23 protein-coding genes are annotated in these 25,794 nt (G+C 67.4%); 11 read left to right on the top strand and 12 right to left on the bottom strand.

Annotated features, from left to right (window positions below):
* Window positions 1-95: 95 nt before the first annotated feature.
* A complete protein-coding gene (locus tag ACFU4Z_RS00330; RefSeq protein ID WP_379058169.1) occupies window positions 96-899 on the bottom strand; it encodes an SDR family oxidoreductase in 804 nt (267 codons plus the stop codon).
* A 44-nt stretch (window positions 900-943) separates the two neighbouring features.
* A complete protein-coding gene (locus tag ACFU4Z_RS00325; protein ID WP_379058166.1) occupies window positions 944-1,477 on the bottom strand; it encodes an Lrp/AsnC family transcriptional regulator in 534 nt (177 codons plus the stop codon).
* 145 nt (window positions 1,478-1,622) lie between these two features.
* Here ACFU4Z_RS00325 and pdhA point away from each other — a divergent pair, with 145 nt between their 5' ends.
* The 4 genes from pdhA to ACFU4Z_RS00305 all read left to right on the top strand — a co-directional run bounded on the left by pdhA (window position 1,623) and on the right by ACFU4Z_RS00305 (window position 5,747).
* On the top strand, window positions 1,623-2,735 hold the full coding sequence (pdhA, locus tag ACFU4Z_RS00320) for a pyruvate dehydrogenase (acetyl-transferring) E1 component subunit alpha (protein WP_379058164.1): 1,113 nt from the start codon (window positions 1,623-1,625) through the stop codon (window positions 2,733-2,735).
* Window positions 2,732-3,706, top strand: a complete 975-nt coding sequence (locus tag ACFU4Z_RS00315) for an alpha-ketoacid dehydrogenase subunit beta (protein ID WP_379058161.1) — start codon at window positions 2,732-2,734, stop codon at window positions 3,704-3,706. The genes pdhA and ACFU4Z_RS00315 overlap by 4 nt, the downstream gene beginning before the upstream one ends.
* Before the next feature lie 28 nt (window positions 3,707-3,734).
* Window positions 3,735-5,093 carry a dihydrolipoamide acetyltransferase family protein gene (locus ACFU4Z_RS00310; RefSeq protein ID WP_379058158.1) on the top strand — a complete coding sequence of 453 codons (1,359 nt, stop codon included), beginning with the start codon at window positions 3,735-3,737 and terminating at the stop codon, window positions 5,091-5,093.
* A gap of 159 nt (window positions 5,094-5,252) precedes the next feature.
* Window positions 5,253-5,747: a nucleoside 2-deoxyribosyltransferase domain-containing protein gene (locus ACFU4Z_RS00305; protein WP_379058155.1), complete on the top strand. Its 495-nt coding sequence runs from the start codon at window positions 5,253-5,255 to the stop codon at window positions 5,745-5,747.
* A 4-nt stretch (window positions 5,748-5,751) separates the two neighbouring features.
* Here the strand turns inward: ACFU4Z_RS00305 and ACFU4Z_RS00300 are convergent, their stop codons facing one another.
* Window positions 5,752-6,948: a benzoate/H(+) symporter BenE family transporter gene (locus tag ACFU4Z_RS00300; RefSeq protein ID WP_379058153.1), complete on the bottom strand. Its 1,197-nt coding sequence runs from the start codon at window positions 6,946-6,948 to the stop codon at window positions 5,752-5,754.
* A 415-nt stretch (window positions 6,949-7,363) separates the two neighbouring features.
* On the opposite strand from ACFU4Z_RS00300, the gene ACFU4Z_RS00295 reads away from it, so the two are divergent.
* On the top strand, window positions 7,364-8,182 hold the full coding sequence (locus tag ACFU4Z_RS00295) for a sulfurtransferase (protein WP_379059271.1): 819 nt from the start codon (window positions 7,364-7,366) through the stop codon (window positions 8,180-8,182).
* Window positions 8,183-8,438: 256 nt separating this feature from the next.
* Here ACFU4Z_RS00295 and ACFU4Z_RS00290 read toward each other — a convergent pair whose 3' ends face one another.
* A complete protein-coding gene (locus ACFU4Z_RS00290) occupies window positions 8,439-8,801 on the bottom strand; it encodes a hypothetical protein (protein WP_379058149.1) in 363 nt (120 codons plus the stop codon).
* 192 nt (window positions 8,802-8,993) lie between these two features.
* On the opposite strand from ACFU4Z_RS00290, the gene ACFU4Z_RS00285 reads away from it, so the two are divergent.
* Entirely contained in the window at window positions 8,994-11,924 is a 2,931-nt protein-coding gene (locus tag ACFU4Z_RS00285) for a DEAD/DEAH box helicase (protein WP_379058147.1), read from the top strand.
* Window positions 11,921-12,688 (top strand): hypothetical protein, encoded by a 768-nt coding sequence (locus ACFU4Z_RS00280; protein ID WP_379058144.1) that lies wholly within the window; start codon window positions 11,921-11,923, stop codon window positions 12,686-12,688. Before ACFU4Z_RS00285 ends, ACFU4Z_RS00280 begins: the two co-directional genes overlap by 4 nt.
* 7 nt (window positions 12,689-12,695) lie before the next feature.
* Here ACFU4Z_RS00280 and ACFU4Z_RS00275 read toward each other — a convergent pair whose 3' ends face one another.
* Entirely contained in the window at window positions 12,696-13,184 is a 489-nt protein-coding gene (locus ACFU4Z_RS00275) for a hypothetical protein (protein WP_379058142.1), read from the bottom strand.
* Window positions 13,185-13,257: 73 nt separating this feature from the next.
* Between ACFU4Z_RS00275 and ACFU4Z_RS00270 the strand changes: the two genes are divergently transcribed.
* Together ACFU4Z_RS00270 and ACFU4Z_RS00265 are read left to right on the top strand one after the other, a co-directional pair.
* Complete coding sequence (locus ACFU4Z_RS00270; protein WP_379058139.1) at window positions 13,258-13,785, top strand: TetR/AcrR family transcriptional regulator; 528 nt, start codon at window positions 13,258-13,260, stop codon at window positions 13,783-13,785.
* A gap of 253 nt (window positions 13,786-14,038) precedes the next feature.
* On the top strand, window positions 14,039-14,803 hold the full coding sequence (locus ACFU4Z_RS00265; protein ID WP_379058137.1) for a helical backbone metal receptor: 765 nt from the start codon (window positions 14,039-14,041) through the stop codon (window positions 14,801-14,803).
* 48 nt (window positions 14,804-14,851) lie between these two features.
* On the opposite strand, the gene ACFU4Z_RS00260 is transcribed toward ACFU4Z_RS00265, so the two are convergent.
* The 5 genes from ACFU4Z_RS00260 to ACFU4Z_RS00240 all read right to left on the bottom strand — a co-directional run bounded on the left by ACFU4Z_RS00260 (window position 14,852) and on the right by ACFU4Z_RS00240 (window position 20,172).
* Window positions 14,852-15,259, bottom strand: coding sequence for a DUF3224 domain-containing protein (locus tag ACFU4Z_RS00260; RefSeq protein WP_379058134.1), 408 nt, complete (start codon window positions 15,257-15,259; stop codon window positions 14,852-14,854).
* Between the two features lie 219 nt (window positions 15,260-15,478).
* Window positions 15,479-16,975: a flavin-containing monooxygenase gene (locus tag ACFU4Z_RS00255; RefSeq protein WP_379058131.1), complete on the bottom strand. Its 1,497-nt coding sequence runs from the start codon at window positions 16,973-16,975 to the stop codon at window positions 15,479-15,481.
* Window positions 16,976-17,174: 199 nt separating this feature from the next.
* The gene (locus ACFU4Z_RS00250) at window positions 17,175-17,909 is read right to left on the bottom strand and encodes an HD domain-containing protein (protein ID WP_379058128.1); all 735 of its coding nucleotides are present in this window, start codon (window positions 17,907-17,909) and stop codon (window positions 17,175-17,177) included.
* 27 nt (window positions 17,910-17,936) lie between these two features.
* Window positions 17,937-18,881: a GlxA family transcriptional regulator gene (locus ACFU4Z_RS00245; protein WP_379058125.1), complete on the bottom strand. Its 945-nt coding sequence runs from the start codon at window positions 18,879-18,881 to the stop codon at window positions 17,937-17,939.
* Between the two features lie 211 nt (window positions 18,882-19,092).
* The gene (locus ACFU4Z_RS00240) at window positions 19,093-20,172 is read right to left on the bottom strand and encodes an amidohydrolase family protein (RefSeq protein WP_379058122.1); all 1,080 of its coding nucleotides are present in this window, start codon (window positions 20,170-20,172) and stop codon (window positions 19,093-19,095) included.
* An 80-nt stretch (window positions 20,173-20,252) separates the two neighbouring features.
* Here ACFU4Z_RS00240 and ACFU4Z_RS00235 point away from each other — a divergent pair, with 80 nt between their 5' ends.
* On the top strand, window positions 20,253-21,218 hold the full coding sequence (locus ACFU4Z_RS00235) for a hypothetical protein (protein WP_379058119.1): 966 nt from the start codon (window positions 20,253-20,255) through the stop codon (window positions 21,216-21,218).
* 63 nt (window positions 21,219-21,281) lie between these two features.
* On the opposite strand, the gene ACFU4Z_RS00230 is transcribed toward ACFU4Z_RS00235, so the two are convergent.
* Window positions 21,282-21,908: a TetR/AcrR family transcriptional regulator gene (locus ACFU4Z_RS00230; protein ID WP_379058116.1), complete on the bottom strand. Its 627-nt coding sequence runs from the start codon at window positions 21,906-21,908 to the stop codon at window positions 21,282-21,284.
* Between the two features lie 110 nt (window positions 21,909-22,018).
* On the opposite strand from ACFU4Z_RS00230, the gene ACFU4Z_RS00225 reads away from it, so the two are divergent.
* On the top strand, window positions 22,019-22,420 hold the full coding sequence (locus ACFU4Z_RS00225; RefSeq protein WP_379058114.1) for a Dabb family protein: 402 nt from the start codon (window positions 22,019-22,021) through the stop codon (window positions 22,418-22,420).
* A gap of 6 nt (window positions 22,421-22,426) precedes the next feature.
* Here ACFU4Z_RS00225 and icmF read toward each other — a convergent pair whose 3' ends face one another.
* A complete protein-coding gene (gene icmF, locus ACFU4Z_RS00220; protein ID WP_379058111.1) occupies window positions 22,427-25,645 on the bottom strand; it encodes a fused isobutyryl-CoA mutase/GTPase IcmF in 3,219 nt (1,072 codons plus the stop codon).
* Between the last annotated feature and the right edge of the window lie 149 nt (window positions 25,646-25,794).

Below are 25,794 nucleotides of genomic sequence, written 5' to 3'. Positions count from 1 at the left end.
ATCGGACCTTCCGGCGGGCCGTCAGGTTATCGGCGGTAGTGAAACGGTGGTTGGGGCAGCGCTCCTGGGCCGCCATTCGACTGTTCGGGTATCGGCTAACTCTGGAGGGCGGAGTGGAAGCGGCGCATGCCGTCGAGCCAGCGCTCGTAGTCGGCGCCTTTGTGGCGGTACATTTTCAGGACTTCGGGGTGGGGGAGGATCAGGAAGTGTTCGGCGGCTACGCCTGCGAGGATGGCCTCGGCGACCTGCTCGGGTGTCAGCACTGCGCCCGCGGTGGTGACGGCTTTGACGGCGAGTTCGCCTGCGGCGGCGTCTTCGGGGATGAGCCCGCCGCGTAGTAGCTGAGTGTCGACGCCCATCGGGCATACGCAGCTGACGCGGATCCCTTTGTCTCCGTAGGTGACCGACAACCATTCGGCGAAGCCGACGGCGGCGTGCTTGGTCACCGAATACGGTGCGGAGCCGATCTGGGTGAGTAGTCCGGCCGCCGACGCGGTGCTGACGAAATAGCCGCTGCCGCGCTCGAGCCAGTCAGGCATCAGCAGTCGCGCGGCCCGCACATGGGCGAGCACATTGACTTCCAGCGCGGCCGACCACTGCGCGTCGGTGCTGTCGAGCCCTGGTCCGCCGCCGATTCCGGCGTTGGCGAAATACAGGTCCACCGGGCCGAACTCGGCGGCGGCGCGATCGATCAACCCCTGGATCACCTTCTCGTCGGCGACATCGCCGCCGACCGCCACCGCGCTCGCGCCGATCGAATCGGCGACGCCCGCGACGGCGTCCGCATCCAGGTCGGCGAGCACCACCCGCGCACCGTTCGCGGCCAGCTCTCGCGCCAGCGCGGCCCCGATGCCCGCACCCGCTCCGGTGACGATCGCAACCTTGCCCGAAATATCCATGCCCGCACCCTAGAACTCGGCGACCACCTCGTACAGCGTCGTTGTTACGGACGGCTGCCGGGTTCCAGTGGCGACCGCGGATAGGAACCCGACCCGGCCAGCCGGTCGAGCAGCGGAGCGGTGCGCGGCCCGACCAATTCCCGCATCACCAGCGCCATATTGGTGCGTTCCACGCCGGGGATCTTGAGGATTTGCCCGGCGATCCGGTACAGGTCGTCCGCGTCCTGGGCGACCACCCGGACGGTCAGGTCGGTCGGCCCGGTCATGCCGCACACCTCGGTCACCTCCGGCACCTCGGCGAGTTCGTCGACCACCGAATCCAGCTGATGCTGATCGACGACGACCGCGACGAAGGCCGACAGCGGATAGCCGAGAGCTCGCGCGTGGACCCGCCGCTCGAAGCTGCCGAGCACACCGCTCGCCTCCCAGCGCGCCAGCCGGGCCTGCACGGTATTGCGCGAGAGCCCGAGCCGGGTGGCCAGCTCCACGCCGGTCGCGCGTGGATTCGCGACGAGTTCCAGCAGCAGCCGCGCATCGGTGGCGTCCAAGGTGGCGTCGACGGGTTCTCTACTGGACATACAACGCAGTATGACACTGGGGGCGGTGCTGGAATTGGGCATTCTGCTCACTCGCATGCCGAACACTTGCGCAGATCGACATCTGAGGCATGCTGTGTGATGTAGGACACATACGCTCGGCGCCCGTGGTGAGGAGGCGATCACGATGCCAGACAAGTCTGCGTATCCCATTCAATTGATCCAGCCCGACGGCCGTCGGGTGTTCGACCGGGAGTATGCCGCGCTGGTCGCCGATATCGGGCCCGAGCAGTTGCGCGACCTCTATGAGGATCTGGTCGTCACCCGCAGGATCGATATCGAGGCCACCGCACTGCAACGCCAGGGCCAACTCGGGCTGTGGGCCCCGATGCTCGGCCAGGAGGCCGCCCAGATCGGCTCCGCGCGGGCACTGCACCCCGACGACTACGCGTTCTGCAGCTACCGCGAGCATGCTGTCGCCTATTGCCGCGGCGTCCATCCCACCGAACTGACCCGGCTGTGGCGCGGCGTCGCGCACTCGTGCTGGGATCCGCACGCGGTGAACATGACCAACCCGAACATCATTGTCGGCTCCCAGGGTCTGCATGCGACCGGCTACGCCTACGCCGCCCACCTCGAGGGCGCGGAAATCGCGACCATCGCCTATTTCGGCGACGGCGCGACCAGTCAGGGCGATCTCGCCGAGGCGCTCGGCTTCGCCGCGAGCTGGAGTGCGGCGGTGGTGTTCTTCTGCCAGAACAACCACTGGGCGATCAGCTCCCCGGTGCGCATCCAGAGCGCGACGCCGATCGCGCGCCGCGCCTACGGTTACGGCATTCCCGGCCTCCAGGTCGACGGCAACGATGTGCTCGCGGTGCTGGCGGTGACCAGGCAGGCCATCGCACGGGCCAGGTCGGGCGGCGGCCCGTCGTTCATCGAGGCCATCACCTACCGAATCGGCCCGCACACCACCGCCGACGATCCGACCCGCTACCGCTCCGCCGCCGAGACCGAGGAGTGGAAGCGCCGCGACCCGATCGACCGCCTGCGCAAGCTGCTGGAACGAGAGTCGCTGTGGGACGAGGCATTCGAACGGCGAGTCGCCGCGCACGCCGACGAGGTCGCGCATCAGGTGCGATCCGCGACGATCGGTATGCCCGACCCGGCGCCGATGGCACTGTTCGAGCACGTCTATGCCACCCCGCATCCGCTGATCACCCAGGAGCGGAGCGAGTACGCGCAGTATCTGGCCGGCGATCCCGGCGAGGCTGCGGTGCACCAGGAAGGAGTCCACTCATGATCACCACCTTCGCGGCCGCCCTCAACGCGGGATTGCGGCGGGCGCTGGAAGACGACCCGAAGGTCGTGCTGATGGGCGAGGACATCGGCCACCTCGGCGGCGTGTTCCGGGTGACCGATACCTTGCAGAAAGACTTCGGCAACAATCGCGTCGTCGACACCCCGCTCGCTGAATCCGGCATCATCGGAACGGCTTTCGGCATGGCGCTGCGCGGCTTCCGGCCGGTGTGCGAGATCCAGTTCGACGGCTTCGTGTATCCAGCATTCGACCAGATCGTCTCGCATGTCGCCAAGATTCACTTTCGGTCACAGGGCAAGGTGATCGCGCCCCTCACGATTCGCATCCCGTTCGGCGGCGGGATCGGCTCGGTGGAACACCATTCGGAGTCGCCGGAGGCCTATTTCGCGCACACCGCCGGACTACGGGTAGTGACACCGACCAACCCGGCCGACGCGTATCTCATGATCCGCCAGGCGATCGCGCTGGACGACCCGGTGATCTTCTTCGAACCCAAGCGGCGCTACTGGGACAAGGCCGACGTCGACTTCGCCGCGATCGAGGAGATCCCGCTGGACCGGGCGCGAGTGTGCGTACCCGGCGCCGACGCGACCGTCGTCGCCTACGGCGGCACCGTGGCGACCGCGCTGACCGCGGCGAAAATCGCTGCCGAGGAAGGGCATTCGCTCGAGGTGATCGATCTGCGCAGCCTCTCGCCGATCGACTTCGGCACCATCGAGGCGTCGGTCACCAAGACCGGCAGGCTGGTCGTGGTGCACGAGGCGCCGGTTTTCGCGGGGCTCGGCGCCGAAATCGCCGCGCGCATCACCGAGCGCTGCTTCTATCACCTGGAGGCGCCGGTGTTGCGCGTCGGCGGATTCGACATCCCCTACCCCCCGGCTAAGCTCGAAAAGCACCACCTGCCCGACCCCGACCGCATCCTGGCGGCGGTCGATCGCTCGCTCGCCGCCTGACCTCGCCCGCTCAGTGAGAGGTGCCTCCGTGGCAGATCTGGAATTCCGGCTACCCGACCTCGGCGAAGGGCTCGCGGACGCCGAACTGGTGTCCTGGTCGGTGGGCGCCGGCGACACGGTGGAGCTGAATCAGACGATCGCGGAGGTCGAGACGGCCAAGGCCGTCGTCGCGCTGCCGTCGCCGTTCGCGGGGACGGTCGTCGAACTGCTCGCCCAGCCGGGCGACACGGTGCTGGTGGGCGCGCCGCTGATCCGCGTGCGCACCGAGGCGGATGCCCCCGCGCCGACCGCCGTGGAACAGGACAGTTCGGTGCCGGACAGTTCGGCGAACGGCACCGGGCGCACCGCCGTGCTCGTCGGCTACGGTCCCGAAGAGGAAGCGGTTTCCCGTCGCCGCAGGCCTGCTCCCGCTGCGGTGGAACCCGACGCGCCGCAGGATAATACGGCCACACCGGTGCCGCAGACCGACCGAGCCGCGGCGACACCGGCGGCCCGCAGGCTCGCCCGCGAACTCGGGATAGACCTCTGGTACGTCCCAGGCTCCGGACCTGACGGTGCGGTGACCGTCGAGGATGTCCGCGACGCCGTCCCGGTCTCCCAGCCGCGCCCGGCCGCCACTCCCGCCCCGGCGCGGGCAGCGGCGGACCCGCGGTCGGACAGCGATCACGGCCTGATCCGGCCCGCCGCCCGCGAAGAACGCACCCCGATCAGCGGTATTCGCAAGCGCACCGCGGCGGCCATGGTGGCGAGCGCTCGCACCATCCCGCAGGCGAGCGCCTTCGTCACCCTCGACTTCACCGCATCGATGGAGTTGCTCGACCACCTGCGCACCACGACGTCGTTCCAGGGGCTGACGCTGACTCCGCTCGCGCTGATCGCCAAGTCCGTTCTCGCCGCCCTCGCGGAATTCCCCGATCTCAACGCATTCTGGGACGAGGCGAAGCAGGAGATCGTCACCAAGCATTATGTGAATCTGGGCATCGCGGTGGCCACCGACCGCGGCCTGCTGGTGCCCAATCTCAAGGAAGCTCATGCGCTGAGCCTGCGGGAGCTGTGCCAGGAGATCGGCTGGCTGGCCGACACGGCCCGGTCGGGCAGCGCGACGCCCACCGACCTGCGCGGCAGTACCTTCACCATCACCAATGTCGGAGTGTTCGGTGTCGACATCGGGGTTCCGCTGGTCAATCCCGGCGAGGCCGCGATCCTGTGCCTCGGCTCGATCCGCAAGCGGCCCTGGGTGTTCCGCGACGAGGTGGCCGTCCGCTGGGTCACTACCCTCGGCATCAGCTTCGATCACCGCATGATCGACGGTGAGCTCGCTTCCCGATTCCTCGCGACCGTCGCAGGTCTCCTCGAGGACCCGCTGACCCTCCTCGGCCGCATGTAGTCGCACCTTCGCCGATGCACGGGTGCGCGGCCCGGTACATCACCGCGAAGAACAGGGCAGCCGTCCCCGCTCGGGCCCAACCACTTACCCGCTTGCCGATCCGGGTCTGTGGTCTCATAGGACCGGTCCCCGACGGCAAGGCATGGAGGCGGAACGCGCATGAACGACCGAGTCACTGTGATCTGGGCGCGCGAGCCCATCCCGGCCGGGCCGAGCGTGTTCCTCGCCGGCCCGACACCACGGGACGCCGAAACGCCGTCCTGGCGTCCGGCTGCCATAGCCGCCATCGAAGCGCACTGGCAAGGTCCTGGATCGCTGCTGGTGCTTGCTCCGGAAACCGCGGGCGGACTGCGGAAATCGGACTACGAGGATCAGGTCGATTGGGAGGTCGCCGGACTCGACAGCGCCGGCGTGATCCTGTTCTGGATCCCGCGGGATATTCGGCGGCTGCCGGGCTTCACGACCAACGTGGAGTTCGGCCTGTATGCCCGCTCGGGCCGGGTCGTCCTCGGGTGTCCGCCGGATTGCCCGAACCCGGAGCGCAACCGCTACCTGGTGTCGACCGCGCGGCGCTATGGGGTACCGGTGGCCGAAACACTGACGGACACAGTCACTTCGGCGCTCGCAGTGGTCGGTGCCGCACCCGCACGCTGAGGGTTCAGGCCTCAGCTGTGCGGTGTGTGAGGACCGTGCGGACCACCAGTCCGGCGATCAGCGCCCAGAAGGCCGCGCCGATGCCGAGGAAGCCGACGCCGGACGCGGCGATCAAGAAGGTGACGACGCCTGCTTCGCGGTGCTGCTCCGACTTCAGTGCGCCTGCCAATGCCGCGGCCAGGGTGGCAAGGAGAGCGAGGCCCGCAACGGTTTCCAGGGTGCCCTTCGGTGCGGTGGCGATCAGGGTGACCAGTGCGGCCGAGCCGAGCGCGAGGACCAGGTAGGTGATGCCCACGGTGAATGCCACAATCCAGCGTCGCTTGGGGTCCGGGTGCGCCGCGGGCGCGGCCGCGAGGGCGGCGCTGATCGCGGCCAGGTTGATCGCGTGGCCGCCGGCGGGAGCGCCGAGAATAGTGCCGATGCCGGTGACGCTCATGGCCGCGCGCCACGGCACTTTGTAGCCGAAGGAACTCATCACCGCGATGCCTGGAAGGTTCTGCGAGGCCATCGTGACGATGTAGAGCGGAATCGCGACGCCGATCATCGCCTGCCAATTCCAGTGCGGCAGTGTCAGTTCGATCGAGGGCGTCATCGCGGCGAGATCGAGGTGCTTGTGCTGCACCGTGATGCTGATCCCCGCCCCCACGGCCGCGGTGGCGAACGCCGCGATCACCGCCCACCGCTTGGCCACGCGTTGCAGCACCAGCCAGACGCCGATCACCGGAACCACCACCGCCGGACTGGTCTGCACCGCTTTCGCGGGAGCCAGACACAGTGGCAAGAGCACGCCCGCAAGCATGGCCTGTGCGATCTCCACCGGAATCGTGGCAACCAGCCGGCCCAGCCGCTGCCACAACCCGGTGATGACGATCAGCACACCGGCGAGGGCGAACGCGCCGACCGCCGCGGCCCAGCCGCCCGCCACCGCACCGGTGCTCGCGAGCAGCGCGGCACCCGGCGTCGACCACGCCAGCGTGATCGGCATTCGATACCGATAGCTCAGCAACATCATGCCGACCGCTTGGGTGACACAGATCGCGAGCAGCCCCGACGCCGCCTGCGCCGAGGTGGCCCCGACCGCGGTCAAACCACCGAGCACGACCGCGAACGAACTGGTGAACCCGACCAGAGCGGTGACCACCCCGGCCCCGAGCGGGTGTGCGAGCCCTGTTTCGGTGGAGTCTCCCTTGGCTTCGGGCAACCCGACCGGCGAGGGTGACCCGCTCGAAGCGGTCGCGATCGTCGGCTCCGGCGGCACGCTCGACCTGGCCGGCACTGTGTGCTCGGACGAGTCGGTCGGCTCCGACGCAACCGTCGATCCGGGAAGGGCCGTCGGTTCGTGCGGCATGGTCGAATCCGACATCGGATCGGTCGTTTCGGACGCCGGGGAAACCTGGGACATCCCCGGGATACTGCCCGTCACCGCCGCCGCATGTCACCAGCCAGTGGTCCGGAACTGGACTGAATTCCGGCCGCGACGCGGACAGGACCGCGGACCCGGGCCGGATCGGAACTACCGGCGAGTTCCTGCGATCCGCCCGGACACCGCGGCCCGCACCTGCGTAGGGTGGGGAAAGTCGGTGCTCGAGGGTACGGATTCTGAACGAGGAGCTGTGGTGCGCGCGGTACTTATCTCGGCAGGGGAGTTGCGGGAAGCCTTGGCGGACAAGCGGGTTCGCCTGCTCGATGTGCGCTGGGCATTGGGTGACCCGGATGGCCCGCAGCATTATCTCGACGGCCACATTCCCGGCGCGGTGTTCGTCGACTTGGAGACCGAACTGGCCGCGCCGCCTTCGCCTGCGCGCGGACGTCATCCGCTGCCCGAGGTCGCCCAGTTGGAGAAGTGCGCGCGCAGCTGGGGTGTGCGGACCGGTGATCCCGTCGTCGTCTACGACGCGACCGGCGGCATGGCGGCTGCGCGGGCCTGGTGGCTGCTGCGCTGGGCCGGAATCGCCGATGTGCGGATCCTCGACGGCGGACTGCCCGCATGGACGGGTGCGGGCGGTGCGATCGCCGCGGGCAGCGAGCCGGATCCCGAACCCGGCGATGTGCAGCTCAGCCCGGGGCACCTGCCGACCATCGACGCCGACGCGGCCGCCAAATGGGACGGCGTGCTGCTCGATGCGCGCGCGGGCGAGCGCTTTCGCGGCGAGGTGGAGCCGATCGATCCGCAGGCGGGACATATCCCCGGCGCGCACAGCGCGCCGACCTCGGCGAACCTGGATGCCGCCGGACGCTTCCGCGCGGCGGACGAATTGCGCAGCCGCTTCGCCCAATTCGGCTCCGGCGCGGTCGCCGTGTATTGCGGTTCCGGCGTCACCGCGGCGCATCAGGTCGCCGCTCTGGCGGTCGCCGGTGTGCAGGCCGCTCTCTATCCGGGTTCGTGGTCGCAATGGTCGAACGATCCCAAGCGTCCGGTCGCCACCGGCAGCTGAGGTTCGATCACGGCAGGCGCGGGCGACGTCGTTCGGCGCGGCGTTGTCGGTCGGCGGTCACCGGCAGGTCATGTCGGATGGTGACAGTGCTGGATTTACCCACGTAGGGCATTGCCCGCACGGGCGGGCGGCAGCCATGCGCTGAGCGCAGCAGCCATCGCCGAATGTCGGCAAGACGTCGGATCTACCCGCGTGAACCGACATCTGTAGAACCCGGAGATCGTGCGCCCGGTACAGAAATCGCCGTGGGCCGACCTCACAACCAAGCGCGAGCCAGCAACTCGTCGTCGGTGACTTCGCTCGAGCGTGGCGGGAACCTGGTGGCCGCGATGGATTCGACGCGCACGCCGTCATGCCCGATCAGCCACGATCCGCCGCGTTCCTCACACTCCGCGATCTTGGCGAAGGCGGTGAGCAGGAAGGTGATCGCGTCATGCGGATCCAGTGTGCGGGCCAAGCGTTGTGATTCACCGGGGCGGGACAGGTCGAGCCACACGCCGCACTGTCCGTCCAGACGCATACCGACGATCTTGGCGGTATTCACGAAGGTGAATCTGCGTCGTTCCCACGGCGTCGTAGGCGTGAAGCTCTGCTCGAGTGCCTGGAGCAGAATCGTCATGCTGCTGCCCTCCGCCTTTCATAGATACCTAAAACTCTGTGGTAGATACCTAAGCTTCCCGCTGGCACCTGGTTCCGATTCAGCCGCCATGACCAGGGGATATCCCAGTATGTTCCGAGCGCGCTCAGAAATCCAGGAATCCGGCGCGACGGCCCGCGCGGGAGTGTCGGACCCGCCTGCTTGGATGGATTGATGCTGCACGGTCTGTGGTCGCCGGGATCGGGGTTGCTGCTGTGGCAGCACTCGCCGGTCGTCGAGCTACCCGATCCGCTGGGCAGTGTGCTGCGGACATCGCGATTCCGGCATCGGGCGCAGGTGCTGGTCATCGGGTCGGATGCGGAGCAAACGCCGGTGCATGGGTCCCCGGCCGGGGGCGCACACGCGATGGCGACCGAGCAAGCGCGTGGACACGCGGCGGCGCACCCGCGTGCGCACGCGGCGGCGACCCAGCAGGTGCGCGCGCACGCCATGGCGCCGGCCGCGGCGGCGGGCGCGTTGCGGCAGCGGTTGCCCGCCGAGGCGGTCGCGGGGGATCTGCGCTTCCTCGCCCATGTCGCGCACGGCATCGAACGCTGGGCGCGGGCCGGCCGGATCGTGCCGGAGCTGCGCCGAGACGACGGCCAATGGTGGGTGCGCTGGCGGTTGGTCGGCGGCGAGCGGCAGCGCGCCTGGCTCGCCGAACTCGCGGTGGCCATGCCCGCCGCGCTACGCGTTGCCGGTCGACCCGGCGCAGTGCTCGACGACATGGTCGCCGAACTCACCGATCCCATTGCCAGAGAACTGCTCGACCTCGGGGAGTCGACGCATCCGCTGGTGGCCGCGCTGCTCGGTGATCTGGCGCTGGACGGCGGAAGTCACCAGCTGGCCGAGGCGCTCGAGCGGTGGCGCGTGAGCCTGACCGGTGATGAGCCGAATCTGGTGTTGCGGCTACTGGAGCCGGACGGCGAACTCGGCACCGAGGACGAGTCGGTGGCCCTGTGGCGCTTGGAGGTGTGCCTGCAAACCGAGGGCGAGGCCCCGAGCCCCGTACCGCTGCATGGTGATCCGAGTCTGGTCCGCACCGCGGTGGAAAAGCTGGGGGTCGCGCAACGTGCCTATCCGCGGCTGCGCGACCTGCCGAGTGACCCGCGCACGCTGGATCTGCTGCTGCCGACCGCGGTGGTCGTCGACCTGGTCGCCCACGGTGCGCACGCGCTGCAGGCGGACGGCATTCGACTGATGCTGCCGCGGGCCTGGAACATCTCGTCCCCGACCATGCGCATGCGGGTGGACAGCGCCGTGCCCGCCGCCGAGAGCACCGTCGGCATGCGCGGACTCGTCTCCTACCGTTGGGAACTCGCGCTCGGCGACACCGTGCTGACCAAGGCCGAGATGCACCGACTGATCACCGCCAAATCCGACCTGGTGCAGCTGCGCGGCGAGTGGGTGCAGGCCGACCACAAGGTGCTCGCCGCCGCGGCCCGCTACGTCGCCGCTCACACCGACGACACCGAACTCACCTTCGCCGATCTGATCGGCGAACTCGGCGCGGGCCATGTCGCGAAGGTGCCGATCACCGAAGTCACCGCGACCGGCTGGGCCGCCCAACTGCTCGACCAGGCGCGCGAACCCGAACCGGTGCCCACGCCGATCGGACTGAAGGCACAACTGCGGCCCTACCAGGAGCGCGGCCTGTCCTGGCTGGCCACCATGAGCCGATTGGGGTGCGGCGCAATCCTTGCCGACGACATGGGTCTCGGCAAGACGGTGCAGGTGCTCGCCCTGCTGGTGCACGAGCGCGAAGCGGCGGGCGGGTGGCACGGCGGTGGTGGACAGTCGGGCGAGGGTTCGCCGGGGCCGACCCTTCTGGTGTGCCCGATGTCGGTGGTGGGCAACTGGCAGCGCGAGACCGAGCGGTTCGCGCCGGATCTGCGGGTGTGGGTGCATCACGGGGTCGGGCGGCTGGCCGGTGACGAGTTGGACGCGGCGGTGGCGGCGGCGGATCTGGTGATCACGACCTACGCGCTGCTGGCTCGGGATGCCGCCGAGCTGGGTCGCAGGCAGTGGGATCGGATCGTGCTCGACGAGGCGCAGCACATCAAGAACGCGGCGACCAGGCAGGCGCGGGCGGCACGGTCGTTGCGGGCACGGCATCGGCTGGCCCTCACCGGAACTCCGGTGGAAAACCGGCTGGAGGAGCTGCGGTCGATCATGGACTACGCGAACCCGAAGCTACTGGGAACACCGCAGTCCTTCCGCGCGCGTTTCGCCGTGCCCATCGAACGCGAGCGTGATGAGAACGCGGTCAGCCGCTTGCGCATGATCACCCAGCCGTTCGTGCTGCGCCGGGTGAAGACCGATCCCACCGTGATCAGCGACCTGCCGGAGAAGCTGGAAATGACGGTGCGGGCCAACCTGACGGTGGAGCAGGCGGCCCTGTATCAAGCGGTGGTCGACGACATGATCGACAAGATCAGGGACGCGAAGGGCATGGCGCGCAAGGGCGCTGTGCTCGGGGCGCTGACCCGCCTCAAGCAGGTGTGCAACCATCCGGCGCATTTCCTCGGCGACGGATCCGGTGTGCTGCATCGCGGCAGCCATCGCTCGGGCAAGCTGGCCCTGGTGGAGGACGTGCTCGACGCCGTGCTCGCCGACGGCGAGAAGGCATTGCTGTTCACCCAGTTCCGCGAATTCGGCGACCTCGTCGCGCCCTACCTCATCGAGCGTTTCGGCACCGAGATCCCGTTCCTGCACGGTGGTGTGCCGAAGAAGCGTCGCGACACCATGGTGACCCGGTTCCAGGAGCTCGACGGCCCGCCATTGATGTTGTTGTCGCTCAAAGCAGGCGGCACCGGACTGAACCTCACCGCGGCCAATCACGTGGTGCACCTGGACCGCTGGTGGAATCCGGCGGTGGAGAACCAGGCCACCGACCGTGCGTTCCGCATCGGTCAGCAGCGCAATGTGCAGGTGCGCAAGTTGATCTGCGTCGACACCATAGAGGAGCGGATCGACGAAATGATCAGCGGCAAGCGGCAACTCGCCGATCTGGCTATCGATGCGGGGGAGAACTGGATCACCGAGCTGAGCACCGACGAACTGCGTGACCTGTTCGCCCTCGGGGCCGAGGCGGTAGGCGATTGAGTCGCTACGCCGATTACCGCGAGTACGGTAAGCGCCGCCCGGTGTCGGGCGGGGTCGAAGCGCGCAGCCGCCGTGGCGCATTCGGGCACACCTGGTGGGGGAAGGCACTGATCGAGGCAGTGGAGGCCATGTCGGAGCCGGGTCGGCTGGCCCGTGGCCGCACCTATGCCAGATCCGGGCAGGTGGTGAGCTATCGGATCGAGCCGGGCGCGGTGACCGCCGAAGTGCAGGGCAGCCAGCCTCGTCCGTTCACGGCGGTGTTCACCGTCCGACCGCTGCGGGAGGAGGAACTGGCGTTGCTCATCGAGACCATCCGCACCGCACCGGGAATGCTCGCCGAGATCGCTTCCGGCGCATTGCCGACGGGACTTGGCCCGCATCTTTTGCCGACCACGGCCGCGGATCTGGATTTCGCCTGTACCTGCCCGGATCCCGGCTGGCCGTGCAAGCACGTCGCCGCGACCTGCTACCTGCTCGCCGAACGGCTCGACGAACGCCCGCGCGAGATTCTGACGCTGCGCGGGCTCGATCTGGACACGCTCATCGCGGGCATCGAACGGGACCCGAATCCGTCGCAGTCCGATGATCCCTACGGCGACCGGACCGAGTTGCCGAAGCTCCCGAAGATCGAATTCCATTCGGCCATGGATGATTTGGATCCGGTGCTGTTGCGACGAGCGTTGCGAATGATCGCCGAGGACGAACAGACCGCCGCCGCCGGGCTGCGTGATCTGCGCACGCTCTACGACGAGCTCGGACGCTGACGGCGCATCACCGCGACCGAACGCTGCGGCTCCCGGCCACGAACACCGCGGCGAAGCACAGGGTTGCCAGGCCGGATATCACGATCACCGGTTCAGGGAAATACAGCAGGGCGATCCAGAGGACGCCTGCTGCCGCGACGACGCAGACGCCGTTGAACACTGACCAGCGGGCGATCAATGGTGGGGCGGCGCGGACGGCGGAGATCACCACCAGCCCGAAAAGCATGCCGAGCAGCCCCATTCCGACGCTGTAGCCGGTATTCAGGTCGAACACGCTGAGCTGTCGGCCACCCTCGATCACGCTCGTCGTTGTACTCGCGGACAGTTCGTTGATCGCTTCCTCTGCCGGCGTATCCGCACCGCCGAAGGCATGCACCACGAGCAGGTGCGCGAGGCCGATCGTGCCGAGCAGTGCGGCGCCGGTGAAATGGACGGGTGCGGCCCATCGTGCGGAAGTGGTGCTGCTCGATGCGGACGAGGTTGTTATCGCGGTCATCGCGACCTCCATAAGCGCGGAAACTCGGGTTGCTTTCCCGAACAGAACAAAAGTTATGTTATAGGCTGGTGATGTGGCAGGCAAGAGTTCATGGTTGGAATCAGGGTTGGTGATCCTCGGCACGGCGGGGCCGACGGGCCTCACGATCGACAAGTTGGTCGCGGCGACCGGGCTCAGCACCGGGTCGTTCTACCATCACTTTTCGGGCATGTCCGGCTATAAGACCGCGCTGCTCGCCTACTTCGAGGAAATGCACACCACCCGCTACCTGCGCGAGGTGAGGGCGGCCGAGCGGCTCGATGGACGCGGCCGGCTCGAGCTGCTGATCGACTTGGTGCTCGAAGACGATGAGCCGGCCAACATAGAAATGGCCGTGCGGGCATGGGCGCTCAACGACCCGATCGCCGCCGCGGCCAAACAACGCGTAGACAACGCCCGGCTCGGTTTCCTGCGGACTCTGCTGAGGGAGTCCGGATACGCGGAGACCGATGCACACGACATCGCACAGATCCTCTACCTGCTCGTGCTCGGAGCGGGCAGTGTGCTCCCCGCGGTGCCACCGGAGCAGCTTCGCGAGCTCTGTCGTCGGATCGTGAGATGAGTATCGACAGGCGGACCGGCAGCGAATCATGCCGTGGCGCATCCGGTTCGGTGGCGGTGATCGCGGGCGTGGACGCCCGGGCGCGATGGGGCGGTGGCCATGGGTATGGACAGCCTGGGCGCGATGGGGTGCCAGAGGGTGGTTCGGTGATCTCGGGCGGACAACCAGAGCGCGATCGGGTGGCGGCCGGCGGTGGTTCGGTGTCCTCGGGCGTGGACAGCCTGGCGTTTTTTCGGTGGCGGGCGGTGCTTCGATGATGTCGGTCGCGGACGACCTCGGGGTCGAAGTCGTGCTCGCCGGGCGGGTACGGCGGGTTGTGTCCCTGGTGCCCTCGCTGACCGAGGCGATGGCAGTCACCTGCCCGGAAACCCTTGTCGCGGCGACTGATTGGTGCAGTCATCCAGTCGATCTGGATGTCGAGCGTGTCCGAGGAACCAAGAACCCGAACGTTCGCCGCATTGTCGAACTGGCTCCCGACTTGGTGCTGTGTAATCAGGAGGAGAACCGCCGCATCGACGTCGAACGCCTGCGCAGCGCCGGAATCCCGGTGTGGGTCACCAGGATCGAGACGGTGCCTGCGGCCATCACCTCGCTGACCAGGCTGTTCACCGTTGCTCTCGGCGCTGCGGTGCCGACATGGCTCACCGAGGCCGAAACCTCCTGGGCCGCAATGCCACCCGCGCCCACCCACAACGCCGTGATCCCGATCTGGCGCAACCCGTGGATGGTGGTCGGCCGCAACACCTTCACCGGCGACCTCGCCCGTCGCCTCGGCCTGAACCTGGTGCACGCCGATCGCCCCGACCGCTATCCACGCCTCACCGACAACGAACTGACCGCGGACATCGACCTGGCCGTCCTCCCCGACGAGCCGTACGTCTTCACCGAAACCGACGGCCCCGACGCCTTCCCCGGCATCCCCGTGGCCTTGGTCGAAGGTCGCGCACTCACCTGGTACGGCCCCTCTCTCGCCACGGCCCGCGCTGTGCTCGCCGATCGAATAGACCGCGCGAGTTGACCGCTGCGCGAGCAGAGCGCCCAGCGGTCACCGTGGCGGCAGGGTGTCTCAGCCGAGCTCGTAGTCGAACCAGAGGTGGTGGGTGCCGTCTTCGTCCACGGTCAGGCCGCCGGTGCCTTTGATGCCCGCCAGGTCGCCGGTGCCGCTGGTGGGGACGATGATGAAGAACTCGGCCCCGCGGTCGGTCCCGAGTGTGGTTGCCGAGTGGGCGAAGTTGAATGCCCCCGCGGCGCCGTTCAGCGTGCCTTCGAAAGACTCCATCGCAACGTAGGTACCGACACCGGTGGCCTGGTCGAACGCGGAGGTGAACAACGTTGCCGAGCGCCCCTTGATCTCACCCTCGAATTCCTTCTGGATGTGTGCGATGCCGACCGGGAGCGCGGTGGTGATCGCCGGGTCGGGCACGACATCGGTAGGGACGAAGGACGCGACGGAAAAAGTGCCGGTTGCTTTCATGCGGCAGAGGGTAGCGACCGGCACCGACAAGTGCGGGCTGCTCGGGCAGTCCGTGCCCTCGCATGCGCCCGTCCCATGACAGACCCACTGGCCGCTGCGGGGGTCGAGGCCTCGGATAGAAATCGCCTGCGAATTGTCAAGGCAGTGATCGCAGCCGGACAGGGCCCGATCCTGTCGGCTATCGATGGGTCGGTTGCGCCCGCCGAGCCGCAGCTCGACCTACCTGCTACTCGTGGCGAATCGGTAGTCGGCGAGGTCGAAGTGGCCGCTGCGCCAGGCAGCCTCGACGGTGGTGGACGGACGCAGCGGGACGTCGCCGTGCGCGTCGAAGTAATAGCTGTTGGACAGCGCGCAGCTGTCCTGCCAGAAGACCTGGCCGTCGCGGCGCGCCAGCATTTCCCGGAAGAAGCGGTCGTTGGCGGCCTCGGTGACCTCCACCAGGGTGGCGTTGGCCGCACGGGCCGCTCGCAGGCAGCGCAGGATGTGCCTGACCTGATACTCGATCAGTGCGAAGTACGACGAGCCGTTGTAGCCGTAGGGTCCGATGATGGAGAAGAAATTCGGAAAGCCGGGCACGCTGACGCCCTCGTAGGCCTGCAATCTGTTGTCGTCCCACCACTTTTCGAGATCGCGGCCGCCGACGCCGCGCAGATCGTAAGTCGGCATATTGCCGGATTCCATCACCTTGAAGCCGGTCGCCAGAATGAGCACGTCCGCGGGGTACTCGGTGCGGCTCGACGTGCGGACCCCGGTGGCGGTGATCTCCTGGATCGGGTCGGTTTCCAGCGTGACATTGTCGCGGTTGAAGGTGGCCAGGTAGTCGTTGGAGAAGCCGGGCCGCTTGCAGCCGAGAGCGTAACGCGGCGTGAGCTTTTCACGGACTGCCGGATCGGCGACCTGGCGCCGCAGGCGCGCGAGCCCCGCCCGCTCGGCGAGCTTGGCCATCGGCAGCGTGCCGTAATAGTGCGCCGAGATCGGGAAGGTGAACTCCACGTAGGTCTGGCTGACCAGCCGGGTCAGCGTCCGTCCACCCGGCACGCGCAGCGCCAACCGGACCGGCTTGGGCAGCGGCAGATCCGGTCTGGGCAAACACCAGATCGGGGTGCGCTGAAACACCGTCAGTCGGTCGACCGCCGGTGCGATCTCGGGGATCACCTGGACCGCGGACGCGCCGGTCCCGATAATCGCGACACGCTTGCCGCGCAGATCCTGCCCGTGATCCCAGCGCGAGGTGTGCATAGTGACACCGCCGAAGTCGGCGACGCCGGGGATATCGGGCAGCTTCGGCCTGGTCAGCACGCCGGTCGCGCTGATGAGGAAGCGTGCGGTGAGCTCGGTGCCGTCCCCGGTGCGCAATCGCCAGCAGTGCAGGTCTTCGTCGAACTCGGCATCGGTAATCGTGGTGCCGAACCGGATCCGGGACCGCAGCTGGTATTTGTCCACGCACGATTCGGCGTACGCCTTCAGTTCCCGCCCCGGCGCGTACACCCGCGACCAGGTCGCCCGCTGATCGAAGGAGAACTGGTAGCTGAACGACGGTATGTCGACGGCGACACCGGGGTAGGTGTTCCAATGCCACGTCCCGCCGACCCCATCGGCTTCATCCACGATGAGGAAGTCGTCGAACCCCGCCTCCCGTAGCTTGATCGCCGCGCCGATCCCGGAGAACCCGGCTCCGACGACGACCACCTCATGATCGATCGCGTTCCCGCTCATGCGACCTCCTTTGGCCTGCGAGCTCACGTCGCCCCGCGTCACACGGCCGGAATCCTCGGCGCGGTCGACGCGGTGCTCGATGCCATCCACGGTACGGCCTCCGCCCGGGGTCAACCAGGCAATCGGCCAGCTGATCACGCGACGAGCGGGACATACGAGTGTGGATTGCTCGATGTTTGCCAGATCGTGCCCTTGTCTGCTAGTCCCGCCAGCCGCTCGAGTCGAGAATCGAATCCCAGGTCATGTAGGGCAGGTCGGGGTGGCGTTGATGGACGATCTCGCCCGCCAGCGTGGCGGGGAATGCCTTGCTGGGGTTGGCAAGTGCCTGGTTTTCGATGGACGTGGTGAGTGCGCGGGTGCCACCGAGCCGTGGGTAGGCCGCGTGCACGCGATCGGCGTAGCCCGGCGGCAGGTCCGCGGGGCTGCCACCGACGTCGAGTCCGATGCCGTCCACGGCAATCCACACCTCTGCCGGACGGCGACGGCGGAAGACCGGCGAGTCGCTGAAGCCCGAGGTATGCGCGGCGATGGCATCCCAGACGGTGTCGACTCGCGCGTCGGTGACGCCGTTCTCCTCGAGGAATATCGCGGCGTAGTCGGCGCCGTCGACCTCGAACCGTTGGTTCCCATTGGCGACCTCGGCCAATCCGATGTCATGCAACGCGCAGATCAGGAACATCGATTCCTCGTCGTAGTCCGCACCGGGTCGCACACCCTGCCGCGCCGCGAGTGCCCGGCCGAAAAGGAATCCGCGCACACTGTGATTGCGCAGGTGCGGCGCCAGCGTCCGAGCGATGAACTCGTTCGCTGTGCCCGCCAATGGCGTCGACGGCAGACCCAACGAATCTTCCTGTGCTGAAGCGATTTTCCCCGACAGTGCCATCGTGGTGCCGGCCAGACCGGCGCCGAGCGCAGCACGACGTGACATCGACATACTCATCTCCTTGGTGAATCGTGGAATTCAGTGCGAGCGGAATCGACGGCGATAGTCGGTCGGCGTGGTACCGAGCAGTTCGAGGAATGTGCGCCGCATCGTCTCCTCGGAGCCGAATCCGCAGTGTCGCGCCACAGTGGCGACACCATCGTCGCCCGATTCGAGCAATGCTCGAGCCGCCTCCACCCTCACGTGCTTGACATATTGCGCGGGCGACATGCCGATCTCCTTGCGGAACAGCCGGGTCAGATGGCGTTCGCTGAGAGCGGCGCGGGTCGCCATCGCGGCCAGGCTGTGGTCGGCGGCCAGGTCTGCCACGACCGAATCCACCGCGTGCCGCAGCCGGTCCGTCCGCGGCGTGCCCACGCTATTGCGGACGCTGAACTGCGATTGCCCACCGGGACGCCGCAGGAAGACGACAAGGTGCTTGGCCAGGGATCGGGCCAGGTCTGCGCCGTGGTCCTCCTCCACCAGTGCGAGCGCCATATCGATACCGGCCGTGACCCCGGCCGACGTCACGATCCGCCCGGCGCGCACATAGATCGCGTCCGGATCGACCTCCACATGCGGAAAGCGTTGCGCGAGATCAGCACACGCCAACCAATGGGTGGTCGCGCGGTGTCCGTCGAGCAGCCCCGCTTCGGCCAGCACGAACGCTCCGGTGCACACCGAAGCAATGCGCCGCACGCCCTCGGCGACCGCACCCACCGACTGCACGAGCGCGGGCGAAACCCGTTCGTGTGCCGCGTATCCCGGCACGATCAAGGTGTCGATACCACCGGCGAGATCGGTGATCGCGCACTCCACGCCGAGTGGCGCACCCACATCGGTGCGGACCGGCCGACCGTCCGGCGAGGCGAACCGGACGTGGTGCCCGGCCCAATGCAAAACCTGGACGGGCCCGGCGATATCGAGCAGCAGCACGCCATCCGATATCGCCACGACGACGGCGCCTTGCGCGCTCGACTCCATGAGCACAAGTCTGCGGAGCCGCCGGAATGTCCACAAGGACACGTTGCCCACAGATCCGGCCGCGCTCGGATCGGTCACGGGTGTCCGGGATCTTTCCGCCTTCGCGGCCCATGTCAGCTGGGCGCACCCCACCCCGCCTGACCCACGACACCACTGAATCGGCCGTCACAAAGATCCCCGTGACGGCCGATTCCCCGTTGGGGTTGGGAACTCAGGTTGCGGTATCGATTCGATACAGCTGTAGCGCGGTGGTTCGGAAGATCTGCTCGAGTTCGGATCTGCCGCCGCCGTGGCCGGTGATCGCGGCGGCTATCACCTGCGTGCTATTGCCGATACTTGTAATCGGTTTGTCCACCGGGAAATTGGAGCCCCACAGGAGTCGGTCCGCGCCGAAGACGTCGAGCGCGTGTTCGACCAGTGGGGCGATCAGGTCCAGGAGTACGGGAACCGGTGTCGGGTGACCGCGACGGGGGACCTGATGGCCGAGGACGGGCATCATCAGTCCGCTGACCTTCGCGAACACATTCGGATTCGTGGCAAGCGCGGTGAGATCGTCGCGCCAGCGGATGAACAGTTCGCGGCGCAGGCTCGGATTCGTGCCGGTGTGCTTGCCGACGGCGCCGAAAATGCCTGCGGGAGTGCCGAGATGGTTCAGCACGATGGGCACCTCGGGATATCGTGCGGCCAACGCGGTGACATCCGGCAGTGCGTGCGAATATACCCACGCCTCGAAGCAGAGACCGCGCTCTGCCAGTGCGGCGAAGCCGTCCAGGAATGCTTTCGTGGTGAGGGCGCTTTCGGTCTTGGTGAACGACCGCACATCGCGGTCGGGGTGGTGGGCGACCATGGCGCGGATACCGCGCAGCAGAGGAGAGGCGGCGCGATGCGCGTCGAGCAGCTCGGCGAAATTCGGTGCCGCGGGATTCGCGTGGCCGAGGATCGCGCCGAGCGCGGGATTCGCGCCGCCGAACGGTAGTCCTGCGACCCAACGGGTTTCGTCGGCTTCGGCCAGCGGTCCCGCACCCGACCACCCGACCTCGATGTGCACGATCGCCTCGACCGGCGTCGCCTCCGCATCCGCGCGGTAGTCCGGCGGCAGGTAGGGATGGGCGAAGAATGTTGGATCGCCGACGAATTCGCGGTCCCGCCGCGGCGCGAGCCGGATCGCGATCTCGATCGGCAGCGGCAAATACTTGAACAGTCGCGCCATGGCGCTGAAGTCGCGTGGCGTCGCCAGCGGATCCCACTGGTGGATGTGCGCATCGATGATGCGAATGCCCGTGAGGTCCATGGTGCCCGTCCCGTCGACGTCGACCGTTCGCTCCGGCGATTGTCACATGTCACCGGGGGAGCGGGGGCGATAATCACCGGGTGCGAGGAGATCATCCGACGTCCGCAGCATTGCAGCGCCTCGTCGACGAGGGGGTGTTGACCGCGGCCCAGCTGGAGGCGGTCGCGGTGGCGCTGGCTGCCGAGGAATCCGGCAATCGGCCGCCGGGCAAGCTGTTCGCCGAGATCGCCGCTTATGTCGGTGCCGGCTTGCTCTTCGGCGGCGGTGGGCTCGTGCTCGCCGGGTCGTGGGAGGACATGGCGCGTGCCGCACGGATCGTCACCTTCGCGGTGGTGGCGATCGGGCTCACGGCCGGTGGGATCGCCGTGGCCGGTGGATTTTCCGCGCTGTTCCACCACGCGGTCGACGGAAGCGCCGCGCGGCTGCGGCTAGCGACAGTGCTGTTCGCCCTTGCCGCGGGGGCGGTGACGGTGACGGTGGGCACCGGGATAGGTAACGGTGACAGCGCTGCCGGGTGGGTCGGTGCGAGCGTCGCGGGCACACTGGCGGCCATCCTCGGCTACCTCGCGCTTGCTTCCCTGACCGGCTTGCTCACCTGCGCTGTTTTCAGTGCCTGCATGGTCCCCGCGGTGCTCGATGTGGCCTTCGGCATCGACGAGCCGTGGATCGGCGTCGGCTTGTTCGGGCTCGGCGGAATCTGGTTCGCGCTCACCCGAATCGGCGCGTTCGCCGAGCTCTGGGCCGGCTACGCGGTAGCGATCCTGATCTCCCTGCTCGGCGCTCAACTGACCGGGGAACACAATCTGACCCCGGCCTCTCTGCTCACCGCCGTGGTGGCCATCGCCTGCTTCGCGTTCTATGCCGCGCAGCGCTCAGCCGTTCTGGTCATCGGTGGCGGCGTCGCGGTTGCCCTATCCGCCGCGGAGGCGGTATGGCAGGGAACCGACGGAGCAGTCGGCGCGGCGGGTTCGGTATTGGCCGTCGGCGCACTAGTTCTCATCGTCGGCGCGGTACTGCTGGCGCGCGCGTCGAAGACCTCGCCGTAGCCGTCCGGCTCAGCGCGTGAGGTCGCCCGCACAGTGCGCATGATGGCCTCGGCTTTGGCGTACTCAGGTGCCGTAGGCCGCGATGAAGGTGCGCACGGCGGCTTCTGCGACAGCACGCAATTCGGTGTCCGGCACGTCTCGGGCACCGAGTTGTGAGCGCCGCTCCAGTGGACCGGTGAGCAGTGCGAGCAGTTGCTCGGCGGCGACGGTCGGGTCGCACGGGCGCAATCTGCCTGCCAGCGCCAGTCGGGCCAGCCGGTCGGCCAGTGCCTCTGCCACGCCCTGCGCAGTGCGTTCCAGCACGGTCGCCGTCAGGTCGGGCAGGTTGGCGTGCTGCGCGTAGGTGAGCCGTCGCAGGTCGCGGGCGCGCTCGGCCGCGCACACCTCGAGCAGTCGATACGCGGTGTCGCTGAGGGCCGCGGACAGGTCGTCGCCCGGGTCGCGCAATCGTTCGACGATGGCGAGGTTTTCGGCCGTCACGGCGTCGGCCGCCGCGAGGATGGCGTGCCGAAAGAGCGTCTCCTTGTCGGTGAGGTGGTTGTACACGGTCGGTTTGGCGACGCCCGCCTCGTCGGCGATCTCCTGCACACAGGCCTTGTCGTACCCGCGCCGGGCGAAGACGGTGAACGCCGCATTCAGGATCGCCTCCCGCTTATCGATCCGGCCCCGCGCGGCCGTTGCTCCCGTCACCCCTGCATAGTAGCGCTCGCACTCTCCGAAATGAACTCGTCGGTTCAGACTTGTGCATCTACTGGTTCGTTTATTAATTTGAACTAGTCGGTTCAAGTAAGGAGATGGTCATGATCGTTCACCTGTTGCGTTTCGGATTCCGGGACGAGGCCACGGATGCGGATCGGGCAGCGGTGCTCGCCCTGATGAAGCGGACTGCCGCCGTGGAGTCGGTGTCGTTCTCGTCGGTGGGACAGAACCTGGGGGATGGCGCCGAAGGGTTCACCCATGCCTACTGCGTAGGCATCGAGGATCTCGATGCACTGGAGCGTTATATGCACGACCCGGTGCACCTCGACGGTGATCCGCAGATCATCCCGCACCTCGCGAAAATCGCGATCGGGCCGGATGTTTCGGATGACACCGATCCCGAACTGCGCGACAAGATCATGGCGCTGCACCAGGCCAAGGTCGCGAAGTATCCGGAATGGGCGCGACTCATGGAGTCGGTCCCCGAGGTGCGGATCTTCTGAACGGTTCTAGACGTTGCGGCGGTATTGGCCGCCGACGGTGAAGAAGGTGTCGGTGATCTGCTGCAGTGTGCAGACCCGGGCCGCGTCCATCAGGACCTCGAAAATGTTGTCATCGGTGCGGGCCACGGCGTCCAGGCGGGCCAGGGCGTCGTGGGCCTCGTCGCGATGACGCTGCTGGAATTCGCGGACCCGATCCAGTTGCGAGGTCTTCTCCGTTTCGGTGCCGCGGGCGAGTTCGAGTTCACGGTGCGGTTCGCCGTGCGGATTGCGGAAGGTATTGACACCGACGATCGGCAGCGAGCCGTCGTGCTTACGGCGCTCGTAGAGCATGGATTCGTCTTGGATGCGACCGCGCTGGTAGCCGGTCTCCATCGCGCCGAGCACGCCGCCGCGCTCGCTGATCCGCTCGAACTCGGTGAGCACCGCCTCCTCGACCAAGTCGGTGAGTTCATCGATGATGAAGCTGCCCTGCAACGGGTTTTCGTTCATCGCGAGGCCCCACTCGCGATTGATGATCAGCTGGATGGCCAGCGCGCGGCGCACCGATTCCTCGGTGGGGGTGGTGACCGCTTCGTCGTAGGCGTTGGTGTGCAGGCTGTTGCAGTTGTCGTAGATGGCGATGAGGGCCTGCAGCGTGGTGCGGATGTCGTTGAAGTTCATCTCCTGCGCGTGCAGGGAGCGGCCCGAGGTTTGAATGTGATACTTCAGCTTCTGTGAGCGTTCGTCGGCGCCGTACTTGTCACGCATGGCCACGGCCCAGATGCGCCGTGCGACACGGCCGATCACCGAATACTCCGGGTCCATGCCATTGGAGAAGAAGAACGACAGGTTCGGCGCGAACTCATCGATCCGCATGCCGCGCGCGAGGTAGGCCTCCACGTAGGTGAAGCCGTTGGCGAGGGTGAACGCCAGCTGGCTGATCGGGTTCGCGCCCGCCTCGGCGATGTGATACCCGGAGATCGAGACCGAATAGAAGTTGCGAACGCCATTGCGCACGAACCACTCCTGAATATCGGCCATCATGCGCAGGCTGAATTCGGTGGAGAAGATGCAGGTGTTCTGGCCTTGGTCTTCCTTGAGGATGTCGGCCTGCACCGTGCCGCGCACGGTGGCAAGGGTCCTCGCCCGGATATCGGCTGCCTCGCCGGCGGTGGGTCGGCGACCCTCGGCGGCCGAGAACCGTGCCAGCGCTTGATCGATGGCCGTGTTGAGGAAGTAGGCGAGGATGGTCGGCGCGGGTCCGTTGATGGTCATCGACACCGAGGTGGTCGGTGCGGTGAGATCGAATCCGTCGTAGAGGGCCCGCATATCGTCGACCGAGGCGATCGACACCCCCGAGGTGCCGACCTTGCCGTAGACGTCGGGGCGTTCGTCGGGGTCGCGACCGTAGAGAGTCACCGAATCGAAGGCGGTGGAAAGGCGGGTCGCCTCGGCATGTTCGGAGAGCACCTTGAAGCGTCGATTGGTGCGGAACGGATCGCCCTCGCCCGCGAACATCCGGGCCGGATCCTCGTTGTCGCGCTTGAACGGGAACACGCCCGCGGTGAACGGGAAGCGGCCGGGCAGGTTCTCCGAGCGCAGGAAGCGCAGCAGCTCGCCGTGATCGGTGTAGCGCGGCAACGCGACCCGCGCAATGCTGCTTCCCGACAGTGATTCCCGGCGCAACGGCGTCCGGATCTCGCGATCGCGCACCTGTACCACCTGCTCCGCGCCGCGGTAACCTTCGGCGACGGCGGGCCAGTCGGTGAGCAGAGCCGTGTTCTCGGGGGACAGATCCGAACGGGCGTTATCGAGCAAGGCGGCGACCGCTGTGTCGTCGGGGAGTTCCGCCAGCACCTGTTCGAAGCGCTGAACCCGTTGCGCGGCGCGCGTCTGCCGATCGGTGTCGGCGTGATAAGCGCGCACTGTCTCGGCGATCTCGGCGAGGTAGCGGACGCGGGCAGGCGGAATGATCTGGGCGAAGCGGGTGGATGCGCGGGTCTCGACCCTGGGCAGTGTGCCGGGTTCCAGCCGCAGGCCGTGCTCGCCCAGTCGCGCGGTCAGGTGCTGGTACAGGGCGGTCACACCGTCGTCGTTGAATGTCGCTGCGCTGGTGCCGAATACCGGCATCTCGTCCGGACTCGCCCCGAACGCCTCGCGATTGCGCAGCAGCTGGCGCGAGACATCGCGCTGTGCGTCGGCGCCGCCGCGGCGTTCGAACTTGTTGATCGCCACCACATCCGCGTAGTCCAGCATGTCGATCTTCTCCAGCTGGGAGGCTGCGCCGAATTCCGGTGTCATCACATACATCGACACGTCCACGTGGTCGACGATCCCGGCGTCGCCCTGGCCGATGCCCGGCGTCTCCAGAATCACCAGGTCGTATCCGGCGGCTCGGCAGGCCGCGATGATCACATCGATATTCTGTGGCAGTTCGTGATTGCCGCGGGTGGCCAGCGACCGGAAGAAGATGTGGTCGCCGTCCAAGGCGTTCATCCGAATGCGATCGCCCAGCAGTGCGCCACCGCCGCGGCGCCGAGTCGGATCGACAGCGAGGATCGCGACGCGGACCTTGTCTTGCTGATCCGAGCGCAGTCGTCGCACCAATTCGTCTGTGAGAGAGGATTTTCCGGAGCCTCCCGTGCCGGTAATGCCCAGCACCGGTACTGTCCGCGCGGCTGCTGCCGCGGTCAGCGCGTCGCGATCGGCGGGAGCGAGGCTGTCCTGTTGCAGGCAGGTGATGGCCCTGGCCAGCGCAGTGCGTTCGCCCGCGAGCACCGCATCGATCGAAGGCCGGTCGGTCGACAGGTCGACATCGCACTGCCGGACCAGTTCGTTGATCATGCCGGGCAGGCCGAGCCGCTGTCCGTCCTCTGGCGAGAAGATCGTCACGCCGGATTCGGCGAGCCGCGCGATCTCCTCGGGGACGATCACGCCGCCGCCGCCGCCGAAGATCCGCACATGCCCCGCCCCGGCCTCGCGTAGCGCGGTGGCCAGGTATTCGAAGTACTCGATGTGGCCGCCCTGATACGAGCTGACCGCAACGCCCTGCACATCTTCCTCGACCACCGCGGCGACGACCTCGTGCACCGCCCGGTTGTGGCCGAGATGAATCACCTCGGAGCCCTGTGATTGCAGGATGCGCCGCATGATGTTGATCGCCGCGTCGTGCCCGTCGAACAGGGCGGCGGACGTCACGAGTCGGACGGGGTTGGCGGGCGTGTGAAGCGCGCTGCTATCGGCCACGGTGGTCCTCCGGCGAGTTCTTTTGGCGCCCGATACTAGGACGTCAAACTAATCGTACGGTGATGACAGTCACAATGCCATGTAGCTCGCACGATGGTCGGTGTGGCGATCGCGCGGATGTTCGAGATCGGAAGTGCTGCGGCAGCGGC

The organism is Nocardia sp. NPDC057440, from assembly GCF_042802915.1.
Classification (GTDB): Bacteria; Actinomycetota; Actinomycetes; order Mycobacteriales; family Mycobacteriaceae; genus Nocardia.
This window is presented reverse-complemented; position numbering and strand designations above follow the sequence as displayed.